The sequence below is a fragment of the Micromonospora craterilacus genome, from assembly GCF_003236315.1.
Taxonomy (GTDB): Bacteria; Actinomycetota; Actinomycetes; order Mycobacteriales; family Micromonosporaceae; genus Micromonospora; species Micromonospora craterilacus.
Genome location: NZ_POTY01000167.1, coordinates 1 through 16,168, shown reverse-complemented (window position 1 = coordinate 16,168; position 16,168 = coordinate 1). Strand labels below are relative to the sequence as shown.

At 72.9% G+C, this 16,168-nt stretch carries 15 protein-coding genes and 1 pseudogene; 5 read left to right on the top strand and 11 right to left on the bottom strand.

What is annotated here, in order from left to right; all coding sequences use genetic code 11:
* Positions 1 to 1,129, bottom strand: a 1,129-nt coding sequence (locus C1I95_RS23090) for a PQQ-dependent sugar dehydrogenase (RefSeq protein WP_111216566.1), incomplete at its 3' end; no start/stop codon positions are given.
* Between the two features lie 206 nt (positions 1,130 to 1,335).
* On the opposite strand from C1I95_RS23090, the gene C1I95_RS23085 reads away from it, so the two are divergent.
* The 4 genes from C1I95_RS23085 (at position 1,336) to C1I95_RS23070 (ending at position 5,165) form a co-directional block, all read left to right on the top strand.
* Positions 1,336 to 2,511: a sensor histidine kinase gene (locus C1I95_RS23085; protein ID WP_111216564.1), complete on the top strand. Its 1,176-nt coding sequence runs from the start codon at positions 1,336 to 1,338 to the stop codon at positions 2,509 to 2,511.
* Positions 2,512 to 2,575: 64 nt separating this feature from the next.
* Positions 2,576 to 3,703 (top strand): hypothetical protein, encoded by a 1,128-nt coding sequence (locus C1I95_RS23080; RefSeq protein WP_233513825.1) that lies wholly within the window; start codon positions 2,576 to 2,578, stop codon positions 3,701 to 3,703.
* Entirely contained in the window at positions 3,676 to 4,389 is a 714-nt protein-coding gene (locus C1I95_RS23075) for a response regulator transcription factor (RefSeq protein ID WP_111216560.1), read from the top strand. Before C1I95_RS23080 ends, C1I95_RS23075 begins: the two co-directional genes overlap by 28 nt.
* Before the next feature lie 74 nt (positions 4,390 to 4,463).
* Positions 4,464 to 5,165, top strand: coding sequence for a hypothetical protein (locus tag C1I95_RS23070; RefSeq protein WP_111216558.1), 702 nt, complete (start codon positions 4,464 to 4,466; stop codon positions 5,163 to 5,165).
* 55 nt (positions 5,166 to 5,220) lie between these two features.
* Here C1I95_RS23070 and C1I95_RS23065 read toward each other — a convergent pair whose 3' ends face one another.
* From C1I95_RS23065 to C1I95_RS23020, 10 genes and pseudogenes are all read right to left on the bottom strand, one after another.
* Positions 5,221 to 5,970 carry a lysophospholipid acyltransferase family protein gene (locus tag C1I95_RS23065; RefSeq protein WP_111216555.1) on the bottom strand — a complete coding sequence of 250 codons (750 nt, stop codon included), beginning with the start codon at positions 5,968 to 5,970 and terminating at the stop codon, positions 5,221 to 5,223.
* Between the two features lie 97 nt (positions 5,971 to 6,067).
* On the bottom strand, positions 6,068 to 8,128 hold the full coding sequence (locus tag C1I95_RS23060; RefSeq protein WP_111216553.1) for an amylo-alpha-1,6-glucosidase: 2,061 nt from the start codon (positions 8,126 to 8,128) through the stop codon (positions 6,068 to 6,070).
* Positions 8,128 to 8,496, bottom strand: a complete 369-nt coding sequence (locus C1I95_RS23055) for an SCP2 sterol-binding domain-containing protein (protein WP_111216551.1) — start codon at positions 8,494 to 8,496, stop codon at positions 8,128 to 8,130. Before C1I95_RS23055 ends, C1I95_RS23060 begins: the two co-directional genes overlap by 1 nt.
* A gap of 150 nt (positions 8,497 to 8,646) precedes the next feature.
* Positions 8,647 to 9,063, bottom strand: coding sequence for a CBS domain-containing protein (locus C1I95_RS23050; protein WP_111216549.1), 417 nt, complete (start codon positions 9,061 to 9,063; stop codon positions 8,647 to 8,649).
* 115 nt (positions 9,064 to 9,178) lie between these two features.
* Positions 9,179 to 9,616: a PPOX class F420-dependent oxidoreductase gene (locus tag C1I95_RS23045; RefSeq protein WP_233513824.1), complete on the bottom strand. Its 438-nt coding sequence runs from the start codon at positions 9,614 to 9,616 to the stop codon at positions 9,179 to 9,181.
* A gap of 31 nt (positions 9,617 to 9,647) precedes the next feature.
* Positions 9,648 to 10,670, bottom strand: a complete 1,023-nt coding sequence (locus tag C1I95_RS23040) for an aspartate-semialdehyde dehydrogenase (RefSeq protein WP_111216543.1) — start codon at positions 10,668 to 10,670, stop codon at positions 9,648 to 9,650.
* A 73-nt stretch (positions 10,671 to 10,743) separates the two neighbouring features.
* Positions 10,744 to 12,090, bottom strand: a complete 1,347-nt coding sequence (locus tag C1I95_RS23035; RefSeq protein ID WP_111216541.1) for a M16 family metallopeptidase — start codon at positions 12,088 to 12,090, stop codon at positions 10,744 to 10,746.
* 85 nt (positions 12,091 to 12,175) lie between these two features.
* Positions 12,176 to 13,465 carry a M16 family metallopeptidase gene (locus tag C1I95_RS23030; RefSeq protein ID WP_111216539.1) on the bottom strand — a complete coding sequence of 430 codons (1,290 nt, stop codon included), beginning with the start codon at positions 13,463 to 13,465 and terminating at the stop codon, positions 12,176 to 12,178.
* Positions 13,466 to 13,568: 103 nt separating this feature from the next.
* The gene (locus C1I95_RS23025; protein WP_111216537.1) at positions 13,569 to 13,784 is read right to left on the bottom strand and encodes a hypothetical protein; all 216 of its coding nucleotides are present in this window, start codon (positions 13,782 to 13,784) and stop codon (positions 13,569 to 13,571) included.
* A gap of 75 nt (positions 13,785 to 13,859) precedes the next feature.
* Positions 13,860 to 14,780 (bottom strand): annotated as a pseudogene (locus C1I95_RS23020) (alkaline phosphatase PhoX); the annotation flags it as partial.
* Between the two features lie 300 nt (positions 14,781 to 15,080).
* Here C1I95_RS23020 and C1I95_RS23015 point away from each other — a divergent pair.
* A partial coding sequence (locus C1I95_RS23015) for a 3-deoxy-7-phosphoheptulonate synthase (protein ID WP_111216533.1) occupies positions 15,081 to 16,168 on the top strand: 1,088 nt, incomplete at its 3' end.

Sequence of the window (16,168 nt, the reverse complement as noted above, 5' to 3'; positions counted from 1 at the left end):
GCGTGGGGGTGTCCCGGGGCGGGAAGCGCAGGATGCGGTCGTCGTTGGGCGCCGGGGTGCCGCGGCCGTCGCGGTTGCTCGTGGTGACCCAGAGCCAGCCGTCCGGGCCGTACTCCACCGTGCGCAGTCGCCCGTAGGCGCCGACCAGCTCGGCGGTGGGGGTGCCGACACCCCCGGAGCCGTTCAGCGGCACGTTCCACAGCCGGTTGCCGCGCAGGCTGGCCACGAACAGCCGGTTGCCGGCGATGGTGGCACCGCTGGGCGACGCCTCGGCCGGGGTCCAGGTGATCAGCGGGTCCCGGAATCGGGGATCGTTCGCCCGCCCCTCGACCGTGGGCCAGCCGTAGTTGCCGCCCGCGACGATCAGGTTGACCTCGTCCCAGGTGTTCTGACCGAACTCGGTGGCATATAGTCGGCCCTGGGCGTCCCAGGCCAGACCTTGCACGTGGCGGTGGCCGAGGCTGTAGACCGGCGAGCCGGCGATCGGATTGCCCGGTGGCACCGAGCCGTCCGGCCGGATCCGCAGGATCTTGCCGTTGCGACTCTGCGGGTCCTGTGCCGTGGCGGTCTGTCCGGCGTCACCGACCCCGACGTAGAGCAGCCCGTCCGGCCCGAAGGCGATCCGGCCGCCGTTGTGGATCGCCGCCCGGGCCAGCCCGGTGAGGATCGGCTCCTGGTTCTGCGGCGTGGCGAGCCGGAACCGGGCGATCCGGTTGTCGGTCGCGGTGGTGAAGTAGACGTAGATCCAGCCGTCCTGTGGGTAGCTCGGCGAGACGGCGAGGCCGAGCAGGCCGCCTTCGCTGGTCGCGGTGACACCGGCGATCTGGGCGACCGGCTCGGGCTGCTGACCCGGGCGTACCCGCACCACCTGACCGGTGGGACGTTGGGCCACCAGGGCGCTGCCGTCGGGCAGGAAGTCCATCCCCCACGGCACCTGGAGCCCGGTGGCGACCGTCTCCGGCCGGGTGAGGTCGAAGTCGCCGACGGCGAGCAGCCCGGGCGCTGCGCCACCGGCGGTGCCGGCCGGGCGTTCGGCGCTCGGGACCGCGCCGGCGAGGCCGCCGACACCGATGGCGCCGGCGACCAGCCCGGCGGTGAGTACGGCTCCGACCACGAGTCGGATTTTCATGGCACCCCCTCTGATATCGATATTCATCAATATATCACCGCTGCCACGACCCGGCCGACCGCGACCGACACCCCCACATCGCTGACGTAGCGACAACGCGCCCACCACCCACGGTGACCAGGAGCGGTGCCGCATGTTATTCTCCGGCGTCGATCTCCGCAGCGCGGACCCGGATCGGGTCGTTTGTCGCAAAGGACACCCTCCCGATGTCGGCCCTGCCCACCCTGAGTACGCCACCGGACACGGTGGAACCTCCGGCCGCCGGCGCGTTCGCGTTCGTCTTCACCCGGTTGCCGGCGCTGTTGCGGCTCTCCTGCGGCCTGGCCGGCGCGGTGGTGGCGCTCGCCGTGCGTACCCCGCCGGTGCGCCTGGAGCTGCTGCTACCGGCCGTGGCGGCGCTGACCGCGTGGTCGATCTGGTACGCGCTGCGCGCCTGGCGGCACCGCCTCGGCGCGGCGCTGGTCGCCGGGGACGTGGCACTGACCAGCGCCGCCTGCCTGGCGATACCGGTCCTGGTCGCGCCGGAGGTGCTGCCCGGCGAGGCCAGTTGGATCGCGGTGCTGGCCAGCACCACCGTGATCAACGCACAGGCGACCGCGCCGACCCGCTGGTCGATCCCGGCCGGGATGCTGGTCACCGCCGCCTATGCGACGGGGGCGTACACGGCCGGCGACGCCGCCGAGGCGAGCGCACACGCGGCGACCCTGCTGGTGCAGACCGCCTGCACGGCGATGCTGACCGCGGTGATGCGCCGGCGGATGGCCCGGGCCGACGCCGCCTTCGTGGCGGATCAGCGGGCCGCCCGGGAGGCACTGGTGGCCCGTACCGCCCGCGAGGCGGAGCGGCAGCAGAACCGCGACCTGCACGACACCGTGCTGGCCACGCTCACCATGGTCGGGCTCGGCGCGGTCGCCGGCCCGTCTGCGGCGCTGCGCGAGCGGTCCGCCGCCGACCTGCGTACCCTCACCGCCCTGGCCGAGGCCCGGTCGGTGCCGGGCGGTACCGACCGGGTGGACGACCGCCTGCGCGAGGTGCTCACCCGGCTGCCCGGCCTGCCGGTCACCGCCGATCTTCCGCCGTGCACGGTGCCGGCGCCGGTCGCCGAGGCGATCGCGGAGAGCGCGCACGCCGCGCTGTCCAACGTGTCCCGGCACGCGCCCGGCGCCTCGACGGTGCTGCGGCTGCGGCGGCTCGCCGACACCGTCGCGGTCGAGGTGATCGACGACGGTCCCGGCTTCGACCCGACCACCGTCCCCGCGCACCGGTACGGCCTGCGCGAGTCGGTACGCGGCCGAATGGCGACGGTCGGCGGGCGGGTCGACGTGGCATCCGCGCCCGGTCAGGGGACCCGGGTCCGACTGGAGTGGTCGGATGTCGGCTGAACCGGACACGGCCCGCAACGGGCGGGTGCGGCGGGGCGCGATACCGGTGCCGCGTACGCCGGAAATGGCCGACGAGGTCGGCGCGGGCCGCGCGGCGGCCGCGGTGGCCCGCACCTCCGACCGGGGTGCCCGGATCGTGGCGGTGACCATCGCGCTGGCCTGGCACCTGGCGATCGGGCTGCCCGCGGTGCTGGCCGCCCGGGCGGAGCTGGCGGTGCCGCAGGTGGTCCTCGGCGGCTGGCTGCTGGTGGCGTCCGCCGGGGTGTACGCCGGGATCCGGCTGCTGCGGGACACCCCGCTGCCGGCACCGCCGCTGGCCGGGCTGCTGCTGGCGGTCGACGTGGCGGTCTTCGCCGCGGTCGGCCGGCCGCACCTGTTCAGCCCGGCCAACTGGGTCTGGGGCACGCTCGCCTGGTTCTTGGTGGTGGTCCTCTGGGGGCGGCCGGTGCGCTGGCTGCTCGCCCTGCTCGCCGCCCACGCGGCCACCGCGCTGACGGCCGTCGCGCTGTACGGTGCCACCGGTGCCGCCGACCTGGCCCGCTCCGCGATGGCCCTGTACGGCACGTCGTCGCTGCCGGCGGCCGTCTTCGCCGGGGCCACGGCGCTCGCCGCGCTCTCCCGCGGCCGGGCCGCCACCGCCGTCACCGCGAACGCGCTGGTGGCCGACCGCGAGGCCGCCGAACGGGCCCGGCTCGACCGGCGCGAGCGGCTGGCACTGGTCACCGGCGCCGCCGAGGACGTGCTGACCGAGTTGGCGCAGGGGCGCGCCGACCCGGCCGACCCCGAGGTGCAGCGACGCTGCGTACGCGCCGCCGGCCGGCTGCGCCGGCTGATCGCCGAGTCCGACGACGTGCCCCATCCACTGCTGCACGAGCTGCGGGCCGCCGCCGATCTGGCCGAACGCAACGGCCTGCCGATCGACCTGGTCACCGTCGGCACGCCGCCACCGCTGCCGGTGCGGGTCCGTCGGGCCCTGGCCGATCCGCTCACCGCCACCCTCGCCGACGCGCAGGACTGGGCCCGGCTGACCGTCGTCGCCGGTCCGGACGAGGTGGTGATCGGTCTGGTCACCCCGGACCGGGCGGGTACCGGCGCCACCGGTCCCCCGCCGGATGATGGGGATGGTCAGGTCGAGCACCTAGACGAACGGGACGGGAAGATCAGATGGACGCAGACGCGCTGGCGGCGGTGACGCCGGGGCGGCCGGTCGGCGTGGCGATCGTGGACGACCACCCGGTGGTCATCGACGGGGTACGCGCCTGGCTGGCCACCGAGCCGCGGCTGACCGTGCTGGCCACCGGCGACGATCCCGACGAGGTGCTGCGGGCCGCGCCCGAGGCCGACGTCGTCCTGCTCGACCTCCGGCTGCACGGCCGGGTGGTCCTGGACAAGCTGGCCGAGCTGAGCGCGGCCGGCCGACGCGTCGTGGTCTACTCCGAGCACTCCGACCCGCAGACGATGCTCGCCGCCCTCGACGCCGGGGCGGTGGCCTTCCTCGCCAAGCACGAAGGGCGGGAACACTGCGTGGCGACCGTGCTGGACGCGGCGGCCGACCGCCCGTACGTGGCGCCCGCGCTGGCCGGGGCGATCGTCGGCGATTCGCGGCCGGACCGGCCGGTGCTGTCCGACCAGGAACGCGAGGCGCTGCTGCTGTGGTTCCAGTCGATGTCGAAGGCGTCGGTGGCGCGTCGGATGCGGATCAGCGAGCACACCGTCAAGCAGTACGTCGACCGGGCGCGGATCAAGTACACCCGGGCGGGGAGGCCGGCGGCCACGAAGGCGGCGCTGCTCGCCCGGGCGATCGAGGACGGACTCGTCCGACCGGAGGAAATCGGTATCTACCGGTCGCAGGCGTCGACCGATTGGCCGACCCCCTAACGGGTGTCATGACAGCCGGGTCGGGCTGGGCGAGGCTCGTCCGCAGATGCCGTCTGCACCGGAGGTCCGTGACGATGCACGATGACGCGTCCCCCTTCTTCATCGCCCCGCATCGCTTCGACGCGGTGGACGACGACACCGGCCCGGTCCTGGACCGACGGCACGAGCTGGTGCCGGAGAGCGGCGAGCGGATACTCGGTCGCCACAGCCTGGACGTGGCGGGCTACCTGCTCGGCCCGACCGAGGTCTGGCACCGGTGGGCGCTGCCCGCTCCGGTGACGCTCACCGTCACCGACTACCGGATGGCGTACGTCGCCACGGGTTCGCAGCTCGCCCTCGTCGGTGCCCGGCACCGCCGGGGGACCCGAATGCCGGGGCTGGTCAGCGGGCAGATCCGCTGGCAGTGGCCGTCCCGGCTGGAGCTGCTGCCGGCCACTGCGGGCGGTCCCGCCCGGTTGCTGGTGGTCTGCGACGCGCTGCGCACCATCCAGCAGCCCGCGCTCGCCCTGGTCGGGCCGGCCGAGCAGGTCGACGAACTGGCCCGGCAGGTCCGTCGCGCGGTGGCCACCTTCCGCCTGACCCGACCCGAACTGGTGGACCTGTCCCCGCCGGAGCGGGACGTGCTGTCCCGCCTCGCCCTCGTCGCGCCGCACGCCACCCAGACGCGGGTGATCCTGCCCGGTTCGCTGCCCGTCGAGTTCCACTCCCGCGACGACTACTACCGGCCACGGCACGCCGGACAGCTGGCGTACGACGCGGCATCGGGGCAACGCTGAGCGGGTGCTGCACTGCCCACCGGGCGCGGGCGTCGAAGGCGGCCCCGCAGCGCGGTCAGGCGGTCGGGGTATGGCGCCCGGCCGCGTCGAGCGCGGCGGCTTCCTCCGGGGTCGGTGCGGTGCCGTCGAGGTGAGCCGGCAGCCACCACCGGTCCTCCGGACCGGCCGGCCGGTCCGGGTACTCCCGCTGGGCCCGGTCGACCAGCGCGTGCAGGCGCGACCGCAGGTCGGCACTCATCGCGCCGGCGTCCGGGTACCCGGCCGGGTCCATCGGCTCGCCGACCAGGATGGTGATCGGCGTGTGCCGCCGGGTGAGCGTGCGCGGCCGGCCCTTGGTCCACAACCGCTGGGTGCCCCACAGGGCCACCGGCAGCACCGGCACGCCCGCCTCGCGGGCCATCCGGGTGGCCCCGCTCTTGAGTTCCTTGACGGTGAAGGACCGACTGATCGTCGCCTCCGGAAAGACCCCGACCACCTCGCCGTTCCGCAACGCCCCCACCGCGGCGGCGTACGACTCGGCGCCGGCGCCGCGGTCCACCGGGATGTGCCGCATCCCCCGCATCAGCGGCCCCGACACCCGGTGCCGGAACACCGAATCCTTCGCCATGAACCGGACCAGCCGCTTCGACTCCAGCGCACCGAGCCCGCAGAAGATGAAGTCCAGGTAGCTGACATGGTTGCTGGCCAGCACCGCCCCGCCGGTACGCGGCACGTGCTGGTCGCCATCGACGGTGATCCTCAGGTCGAGCACCCGGAACATCGTCTTGGCGGCAGCGATCACGGGCGGGTACACGAGTTCCGGCATCCGGCAACTTTACCCCGAGTAGGTTACGCGTCGGTAGGACCGGGACGAACGCCAGCGCGCGACCGGGCTGTCCGGTGGGTAGCCCGGTCGCGCGCCCTCAATCGGCGAGCCGGTCCAGGTCGAGGCGGCTACGGGCGAAGGCGTCGACCCGGCCCCAGCGGCCCGGGATGTCCAGCACTTCGATCCGCCCCATGCCCACCGGCAGCCGCGGCTCGACCGCCAAGTGCCCCTCGTGCGGTTCCAGGCCGAGCATCGTACGCAGCAGCAACAGCGGCGCACCGGTCGACCACGCCTGCGGGCTACACGCCGTCGGGTACTCCACCGGGAACTTCGTCTGCTCGCGCGGGTAGCCGCCGAACGCCTCCGGCAACCGGCCGTCGAAGTACCGGGCGGCGTCGAGGATCCCGTTGGCGATGGTCGCCGCCTCCTCCGCGAAGCCGTACCGGCGCAGGCCCCAGGCGCAGAAGGAGGTGTCGAAGGGCCAGACCGTGCCGTTGTGGTAGCCGATCGGGTTGTAGCGAACCTCCCCCTCGGCCAGCGTCCGCACTCCCCAGCCAGAGAAGAGCCGCGGCCCCACCAGGTGCTGCGCGATCTGCTCGGCCCGGTCCTCGTGGACGATCCCGCTCCACAGCAGGTGGCCGATGTTGGAACTGAGCACGTCGCACTGCCGCCCGTCGGGATCCAGCCCGAGCGCGTAGTACCCGCCGTCGGCCACCCACCAGTCCCGGTTGAACCGTTCCTTCAGCTCCGCGGCCTCCCGCTCCAGTTGCTCGGCGTACGCCGGGTCGTCCCAGAACTCGCGGGCCAGCCGCGCCGCGCGCATCTTCGCGTCGTACGCGTACCCCTGCACCTCACAGGTGGCCCGTGGGAACGGCGGCAGGGTGCCGTCGGCGTACGAGATGGAGTCCCAGGAGTCCTTCCAGCACTGGTTCTCCAGGCCCTTGTCGGTGTTGCGTCGCTCGTACCAGATGTAGCCGTTGCCGACCAGGTCGGCGTGCTCGTCGACCCACCGCAACGCCTTCCGGCACTCCTGCTCCAGTTCCTTGACCAGCGCGACGTCGCCGCTCCACTTCTCGTACTCGTCGAGCAGCACCACGAACAACGGCGTGGCGTCCACCGATCCGTAGTACGGCGAGTGCGGCTGTTCCTCGAACGCGGCGCTCTCGCCGTAGCGCATCTCGTGCAGGATCCGGCCCGGGTCCTCCTCCCGGAAGTCGTCGAACCGGGCGCCCTGAAGGGCGGCCAGGATCCGCAGCGTGGTGGCGCTCAGCTCCGGCGTGAACGGCAGCGTTTGCAGGCAGGTCAGGATGCTGTCCCGGCCGAACATGGTCATGAACCAGGGCAGGCCGGCGGCGGGGAGCGTCTGGCCGCCGAGCGACAGCGGCGCGAAGCGCAACGCGGCCAGGTCGATCACGCATCGCTGGTAGGTCGCGGAGACCTGCCCGTGTTCGCTGTTCACCTTCGGCGCCTTGGCGATCCACTCGTCCAGGTCCTGCTGCAGGGCGAGCCGCTCGTGGCCGTGGATGCTCAGCCCGATCCGCAGGTCCTTCCCGCCCGGGCCGAGCGCCACCGTCTGCACGTCGATGGCGGTGTCCCACTGTTCGTTCGGCTCCAGGTGCACCGTGTAGGCGATGCCGTTGGGGTCGTACCGCGCCGAAGTCGAGGAGGAGATGATGGTTTCCCGCTTGAAGTTTCCGCGCCGGTAGCCGAGGCGCAGTTTGTCCGGCTCCACCTCGGAGTAGATCTCGCCCTTCTTGTTCAGGATCTCGTCCTTGACCTCGAAAAGGTCGGCGAAGTCGCAGCCGGCGTCCATCCTGATCTCCAGGTCGACCGCCTTCTCGTCGTGGTTGAGGATGGTGATGGTCTCCCGGAAGCTCGCGCCGACGGCCCGCTCCCGGATGATCGACAGCTTGGCGTCGACGTAGTGCGTGGCCAGGCCGGGCACCAGGAAGAAGCGCGATTCGTAGTACTGGAGGTCGTCGTAGGAGAGCGCGTTGAGCCGCTCACCGTTGACCGTCAGTATCCATTTCGACAGGAAACGGGTGTCGATCGAGAACAATCCGGTCGGCTCGGTCGGCGTCGCCTCGATGTCTCCGGTCGCCTCCGACACGACGAACGTGTTGCCGTCCAGGATCCGAACGGTGTGGCTCGGTGCCATCAGCGCACCCCCTTTTGATAGCGGCGCGGCCCCTGGGCGTGCTGCGGCCCCGGAAAGATCCGTTCCATCTGCACCACCAGCCGGGCGTCACCGGTCAACGTCATGTCCCCGCGCAACAGCGCCGCCAGCCCGTTCTCCCGTCCGGTGACCAGTCCCTCGAACAGGGCCGGGGTCGCGCCGATCACCGCGTCCGCCTCCATGTCCTGCTGGCTGACCTGGATCTCCCCCCGGTCGATCCGGACCAGCCAGTGTGTGGTCTGCGGCCCCTCGTGCAGGTCGATACGCAGGGTTCCGGAGGACTTCGCCAGCAGGGGGTCGTATCCCCGGCGGTCGAGGTCCTTGAAGAACCGTGTGGTCGCATCCGCCATCGGGCGCTCCTCCTGGTCGCTCGTGTCCCTGAGGGCGGGTCCCCGCCCGGTGCGGGGTCAATCTCGCCCGGATCGGGTGAGCTGGCCCGAGCGGCGGTACGCGTCGACGCCGGCTCCCCCAGGGAGAACCGGCGTCGATCGGCGGAAGGGTCAGTTGTTGGGGTCGTCGGCGCTGATGTCGGCGAGCACCGACTGCGGCTCCCGCTCCACGGCCAGGTCGCCCATTGACACGAGGCCGATCAGCCGGCCGTCCTCGATCACCGGCAACCGCCGTACGGCGTACGTCCGCATCAGGTCGGCGGCGGCCACGGCGTCGTCGTACTGACTCACCGTGACCACGTCCTTGGTGGTGATCTGGTTGAGCCGGGTGGTGTTCGGGTTCATGTTCTCCGCGACACCCCGAACCGCAATGTCACGGTCCGTGACGATTCCGACCACGTTGTCGCCGTCGGTCACCACCACGTCCCCGATCGCGGAGTCACGCATCTCCTGGGCCGCCGCGACGAGCGTGTCGTTGCCGTCCATGGTCACCAACCGGGTCGTCATGAACTCTCCGACCGTTGTCATGGTGCCTCCCTCTCCGTGTAGGGCAACCACGGTCTACCCGACGGCCGGGACCAGTAACGCGCGCCGCGCCGGCCCGGATCACCGGGCCGGCGCGGCGGGACAGCCAACGCGACGGTCAGCGGGGCGGCGCGCCGTAGAGCCGTTCGACGTGCAAACGCAGCACGAGCCGCTGCTCGGCGACCATGGCGCGGCGGTAGTCGTCCCAGTCCGGGTGCTCCCCGCGCAACGACCGGTAGAGCCCCACGAGTTCCTCGACCGTCGGGTCGCCCGGCTCCACCGCGACCGGGGTCAGCTCGGCCCGCGCCTCCGCCACCGCGTACGCCCAACCGTCGTCGCTGCTGACGTGGAAGCTGGCGCGGGGATCACGGCGCAGGTTGGCGGTCTTCGCCCGGGTGTCGGTGACCGACACCCGGATCAGCCCGCGCTCCCGGTCGAACGCATAGACCACGTTGGACAGCTGCGGTCGCCCGTCCCGCTTGATGGTCGCCAGCACCCCCAGCGACCGGCTCGCGATGAGGTCACCCAGCGCCCGCTGGGTCGCATCGTCGGTCACGGCATCCTCCATCTCGGCGTTCGGGCGGAGCTCAGCCCTCCGCGGCGACCAGCTCGGCGAGCTGCACCGCGTTGAGCGCGGCACCCTTGCGCAGGTTGTCGTTGGAGCAGAACAGCGCCAGCCCGTGCTCGACGGTCTCGTCGGCACGGATCCGACCGACGTACGTCGGGTCCTGACCGGCGGCCTGCAACGGGGTCGGCACCTCGGTCAGCGCCACGCCGGGCGCGTCGGAGAGCAGCTCCAGCGCCCGCTGCGGGCTGATCGGCCGGGCGAACCGGGCGTTGATCTGAAGCGAGTGCCCGGTGAACACCGGGACCCGGACGCAGGTGCCGGAGACCTTCAGGCCGGGGATCTCCAGGATCTTGCGGCTCTCGTTGCGGAGCTTCTGCTCCTCGTCGGTCTCCGCCGACCCGTCGTCGACGATCGACCCGGCGAGCGGGAGCACGTTGAACGCGATCGGCCGGGCGAACGAGCGGGGCGCGGGGAAGTCCACCGCCGCACCGTCGAAGGTCAGGCCGGACGCGGTCTCGGCGACCTTGCGGACCTGCTCGTCCAGCTCGGCGACGCCGGACAGCCCGGCGCCGGAGACCGCCTGGTACGTCGAGACGACCAGGCTGACCAGCTCCGCCTCGGCGTGCAGCGGGCGCAGCACCGGCATCGCGGCCATGGTGGTGCAGTTCGGGTTGGCGATGATGCCCTTCGGCCGCACCGCGGCGGCATGCGGGTTGACCTCGGCGACGACCAGCGGCACCTCCGGGTCCGTCCGGAACGCCGAGGAGTTGTCGATGACGACCGCACCGGCGGCGGCGACCCGCGGCGCCAACTCCTTGGCCGTGCCCTTGCCGGCCGAGAAGAGCACGATGTCCAGCCCCGAGTAGTCGGCGGTGGCCGCGTCCTCGACGGTGATCTCCTCGCCGCGCCACGGCAGCGTACGCCCGGCCGACCGGGCCGAGGCGAACAACCGCACCTGCTCCGCCGGGAACTTGCGGTCCGCCAGCACCTGCCGCATCACGCCACCGACCTGGCCGGTGGCCCCCACAATGCCGATCCTCATGCCCGCGAGGCTACCCAGCCGGCCGGTGGCGGCGGGAACGCTTTCCCACCGCCCGGGCCGGTAATCGCCTGGATCATGGCGTGGCGTCGATCACCTCACCCAGCTCCGTCACGACGAGTTCATCCCTGATCAGCGCGGCGTCACCCTCGATGACCAGGGTCATCGACTCCGGGTGCAGGTGGGTCGCGGCGGCCGCCGAGACCTGCGCCACGTCGGCGGCGAGCAGCGCCTCGCGCAGCCGGGCGTGGTAGTCGTCCGGCAGGTCGTGCACCACCAGCGTGGTCAGCGCGCCGGCGATCGCCCGGGGGCTCTGCAACTCGACCGAGAGCTGCCCCGCCCGCCAGGACCGGGCCACCGCCAGCTCGTCCTCGGTCACCCCACCGGCCTGGGTACGGGCGATCTCACCGACCGCCTCCACCAGGGCGGGCGCGGTGACCGCGGTCTGCACGCCCGAACTGACCGCGAACCGGCCGAACCGGCGGGACGAGGCGAAGTCACCCCGGATGCCGTACGTGTAGCCGCGTACCTCGCGGATGAGATGATTCAGCCGCGAGGTGAACGCCCCACCGAGCACCGTGCCGGCGAGGGCGATCGGCACGTGGTCCGGGTGGGCCCGGTGCGGCGCCGGATGCCCGAGCCGCAGCGTGGACTGCACCGAGCCGGGCCGGTCGACCAGGATGATCCGGCGGCCGGCGTGCAGCGGCACCTCGATCGGCGCGCCCCGGTCCACCGGCCCGCCACCGGCGCCGGCGAACGCCGTCGCGGCGAGCGCGTCCAGGTCGATCCGGTCCAGGTCACCGGCGACCACCAGGGTCCCCGGGCGGATGAACCACTCGGAGTGGAAGACGGTGACGTCCTCCACGTCCAGGGCGGCCACCGACGCCGGGTCGCCGTACATCGGGCGGCCCCAGCGGTTGTCGACGCCGAACAGGTCGGCGCGCAGCACCGCGTCGGCCCGTGGACCCGGGTTGGCCCAGTCCATCCGCAGCGCGGTCGCCTCGTCGTCGCGGACCCGCCGCACGTCGTCCGGATCCAGCCTCGGCGTACGCACCGCCTCGGCGAGCAGTTCCACCGCCGCGCCCAGCCGGTCCACCGGCACCTGCACGCTGGCCTGGAAGGTGTCCCAGTCCAGCGCGGTCACCAGCTCGGTGCCGAGCGCCTCGATGGCGAGCGCGTAGGCGGTGGCGTCACGCCGGGCGGTGCCCTCCTCCAGCGCCTTGGCCAGCACCCCGCCGAGCCCCTCCTTGCCCACCGGCTCCCGGCCGGCCCCCGCGTCCAGCAGCAGCAGCGCGACGGCGAGGTTCTGCCCCGGCAGATGCGCGGCGACGACCTGCCCGCCCGCGACGGACCGGCGAACCACCTGCGGGAAGCGGTACGGGCGGGCCGCACCCGGACCGGGGCGATCGGCGATGAGGGTCATGCGGCAATCCTTTCGTTCGCGACTGCGGGGCTCGCGGGCGCCGGGCCACGGCGTCCTACCAGGCCGTGCCGCTCACTCCTCGCGCTCACTGGTCCTCCTCGGGGAGGTAGGTCAGGGTCACCCGGTCGGCGGCCAGCACCTCGGCGGCCGCCTCGGCGATCTGGTCGGCGGTCACCGCGAGCCAGGCCGGCAGCCGCTCGGCGACGGTGGCCGGGTCGCCGAACTGGGTGGCGTACCGGCCCAGCGTGTCCGCCCGTCCGTCCACCGTGGACATTTGCCGCCACCAGGCGGTGCTCAGCAGCGCCTTCGCGCGGTCCAGTTCGGCGGCGGTGACCGGCACGGTGGCCAACTCGTCGACCACCTCGGCCAGCCCGGCGGCCAGCCGCTCGCCGCCGACCCCGGGACGCGCGGTGGCGGTGGCGATCAGCGGCGCCGGGGCGTGCGCCAGGTCCACCCCGTACGCCCCGACCAGGTCCGGCTGGGCGATCCGCTCGCCGTCGGCGAGGCGCTGGTAGAGCCGGCTGCCCCGGCCGCTGCCGAGCACGGTGGCCAGCACGGTCACCACGTCGTAGCCCGGGCTGCCGAACGGGTACGTCCGGTGCGCCAGGTACACCCGCGGCGCCGGCACGTCGGTGACCACCGTCTCCTCGGCCGGTACGCCGGTGGCCGGCACCATCCGGCCGTCCGGCGCGGACGGGATGTCCGGCCGGGGCGGGATGGCGCCGAAGTACTTGTCGGCCAGCGCCACGACCTCGTCGGCGGTGGCGTCGCCGACCACAGTCAGCACGGCGTTGTTCGGCGCGTAGTAGGTCTGGTGGAACGCCTGGAAGGTGGCCAGGTCGGCGGCGTTCAGGTCGGCCATCGAGCCGATGGTGGCGTGGTGGTAGGGGTGGCCCGGCGGGTAGAGCAGCGGCAGCAGCCGCAACCACGCGTCGCCGTACGGCACGTTCTCGTAGCGCTGTCGGCGCTCGTTCTTGACCACGTCCCGCTGGTTGTCCAGCGTCTCCTGGGTCAGCGCCGGCACCAGGCCGCCCATCCGGTCGGCCTCCAACCAGAGCGCCAGCTCCAGGTGCTCGGCCGGCACCGTCTCGAAGTAGTTCGTCCGGTCCGGGTTGGTGGTGGCGTTGAGCGATCCGCCCGCCCCCTGCACCAGCTTCATGTGCTCGGTCTTCGCGACGTTCACCGAGCCCTCGAACATCAGGTGCTCGAAGAGATGCGCGAAGCCGGTCTGTCCGGCCGGCTCGTGTCGCGAACCGACGTCGTACCAGAGGTTGACCGCCACCGCCGGCGCGGTGCGGTCCTCGCTGACCACCACGCGCAGGCCGTTGTCCAGTCGGGTCGTCGAGATGGGCCAGGGGTAACCGCTGTCGGGCATGGCCCCGACGCTATCCGATCTCCGGGGCGCGGCGGGGCCGGGACGCGGCGGGCAGCTCGCTCGCACCCGCCCCCGGCCCGGCCGCCCGGCCCGGCCACCGAGGTCAGTCCGGCGGCTCGATGGGGGTCACCGTCTCCTCCGAGGCACGTCGTTCCAGGACGGTGTCCGGCGCGGCGTTGCGGTCGGCCTCCCGGATGTCCGACTCGGTCAGGATCGCGTCGGCCTGGGCCTCGGGGTCCTCGCTGCCGACCGCCGCCTCCTCGGGCAGCAGGTGTGCCCGGGACTCGATCCGCTCCTGGTCGCTCTTTGCGTCACTCATCCCGCTCCCTTACCCCCACCCCCTCGCAGGCATGTAAGGAAGGGCCCCTTGTTAACGCCTCGCGTACTGAAAGCGGGCGCCGGTGATGTTGTCCACCCCGGTCAGCGGCGCGGTTCCGGACACCAACGAGGCGTCGTACGCCAGGTCGATGCGCTGGTTGACCGCGTCGTACGCCCAGACCCGGTTGTCGCCCTTGGTGGTGAACCAGCAGGTGCCGTCGGCGTACCAGCAGCCCTCGCCACCGTTGAAGCGCTTGGCCCCGGAGACCTGGTTGCGGGTGAGCGTGCTCGCCGCCGCCGGGTCGGGCACCCGCGCCCAGGTCACCGGCCCGCTGGTGGCGGTGCCGGCGACCAGCACCTCCAGCGTGCCGGCGGAGAGGTTGCCCCAACTCGTGGGCCGGAACCGGTAGAAGCAGCCGTTGGTCTCGTCCTCGGTCAGGTAGATCACCCGGCGGTCCGGGTCGCAGGCGGCGGCCTCGTGCTTGAACCGGCCCATCGCCGCCCGGCGCACGGCCGTCGTCCCGCCCTGCGGGTACGTCTCGTAGACGTACCCGCGGCTGACCTCCTCGCAGGAGAGCCAGGTCGCCCACGGGGTGGCACCGCCGGCACAGTTCTGGTTGGTGCCGGAGAGGATCCGGTACGCCGAGGCGATGCTGCCGTCGGCGTTGAACCGGACCGCCGAGGCACCGCCACCGGGGGTGATCTCGGAGTTCGAGACGTAGATCCAGCCCGTGCCGGCGGCGAAGCAGGCGCCACCGTCGGGCGCGTCGTGCCAGGCGTACGACGTGCCGGCCACCGCCTGTCGGGACCGGGCGACGACCCGGCTGGTGAACCCGGCGGGCAGTTGGATGCCGTTGGCGTCGGCGGCGCCGAGCGGCCCGTACGGGCTGGGGCCGGGCTGGGCGGCGGCGGCCACGGCGGCACCGGCCCAGAGGCTGCCGGAGAAGGCGGCGGCACCACCGGCGACGGCGGCGCGCAGGACGGTACGACGATCCATCGGTACCTCCGGGTTCGACGGCGTTCGGTGGCGCTGAAGTTACCGGCGGTTCCATCGACAGGGGTGAACGCCGGGCGAGACTTTGACGACGAGGGGGTGAGCGACGGCCCGGGGTCGGGTACGCTTACCGCCGTGACGCGGTGGTATCGATGGTTTAGGCAGCCGGCTCGCCCGGTGACCTCACCTTGATCTGACGTCACCGTTATCGAGCCGGCCGGGCAGGAGCTTTCGTTCCTGCCCTTTCGCGTACGAGCAGCCGGCTCGACCTGGGCACCGGCCCCGGGTGCGGTCGGCGGAAGGATGCCCACCGTGACGACCCCGGAGGACCACCGGGTCATCGACCAGCGAATCGACCGTGTCGTGCCGCTGACCACCCCGGCGCTGCTGCACCACGAGCTGCCCCTGGACGACAGCCTCACCTCGGCCGTGCTGGCCGGCCGGCGTGCGGTCGGGCGGGTGCTCGACCGGGTCGACGACCGACTGCTGGTGGTGGTCGGGCCGTGTTCGGTGCACGACCCGGCCGCGGCCCTGGACTACGCACACGGGCTGCGCGAGGCGGCCGAGCGGGTCGCCGAGGACCTGCTGGTGGTCATGCGGGTCTACTTCGAGAAGCCGCGCTCCACGGTGGGTTGGAAGGGCCTGATCAACGACCCGGGGCTGGACGGCTCCGGCGACGTCAACAGCGGCCTGCGGATGGCCCGGGCGCTGCTGCTCGACGTGTTGCGCCTCGGCCTGCCGGTGGGCTGCGAGTTCCTCGACCCGATCACCCCGCAGTACATCGCGGACACGGTGGCGTGGGGGGCGATCGGGGCGCGCACCGTGGAGAGCCAGGTGCACCGCCAGCTCGCCTCCGGCCTGTCCATGCCGATCGGCATGAAAAACCGCCCCGACGGCAGCATCGCCACGGCGGTCGACGCGATCCGGGCGGCCGGCGTACCGCACGTCTTCCCCGGGATCGACGTCTCCGGCACCCCGGCGATCATGCACACCCGGGGCAATGCGGACGGCCACCTGGTGCTGCGCGGCGGTGGCGGTCGCCCGAACTACGACGCGGAGTCGGTGGCCGGTGCGCTGGCCCTGCTGCGGGCCGCCGGGCTGCCGGAGCGGCTGGTGGTGGACGCCAGCCACGCGAACAGCGGCAAGGACCACCGCAACCAGCCCGCGGTGGCCGCCGACGTGGCCGGGCAGATCGCCGCCGGCCAGCAGGGCATCGTCGGCATCATGCTGGAGAGCTTCCTCGTGCCCGGCCGGCAGGACCTCGACCCCACCCGTGAGCTGACCTACGGCCAGTCGATCACCGACGCCTGCATCGGCTGGGACACAACCGACGAGGTCCTCGGTCAGCTGGCCGCCGCCGTCCGCACCCGCCGGGCCAGCCACCCCCAGCC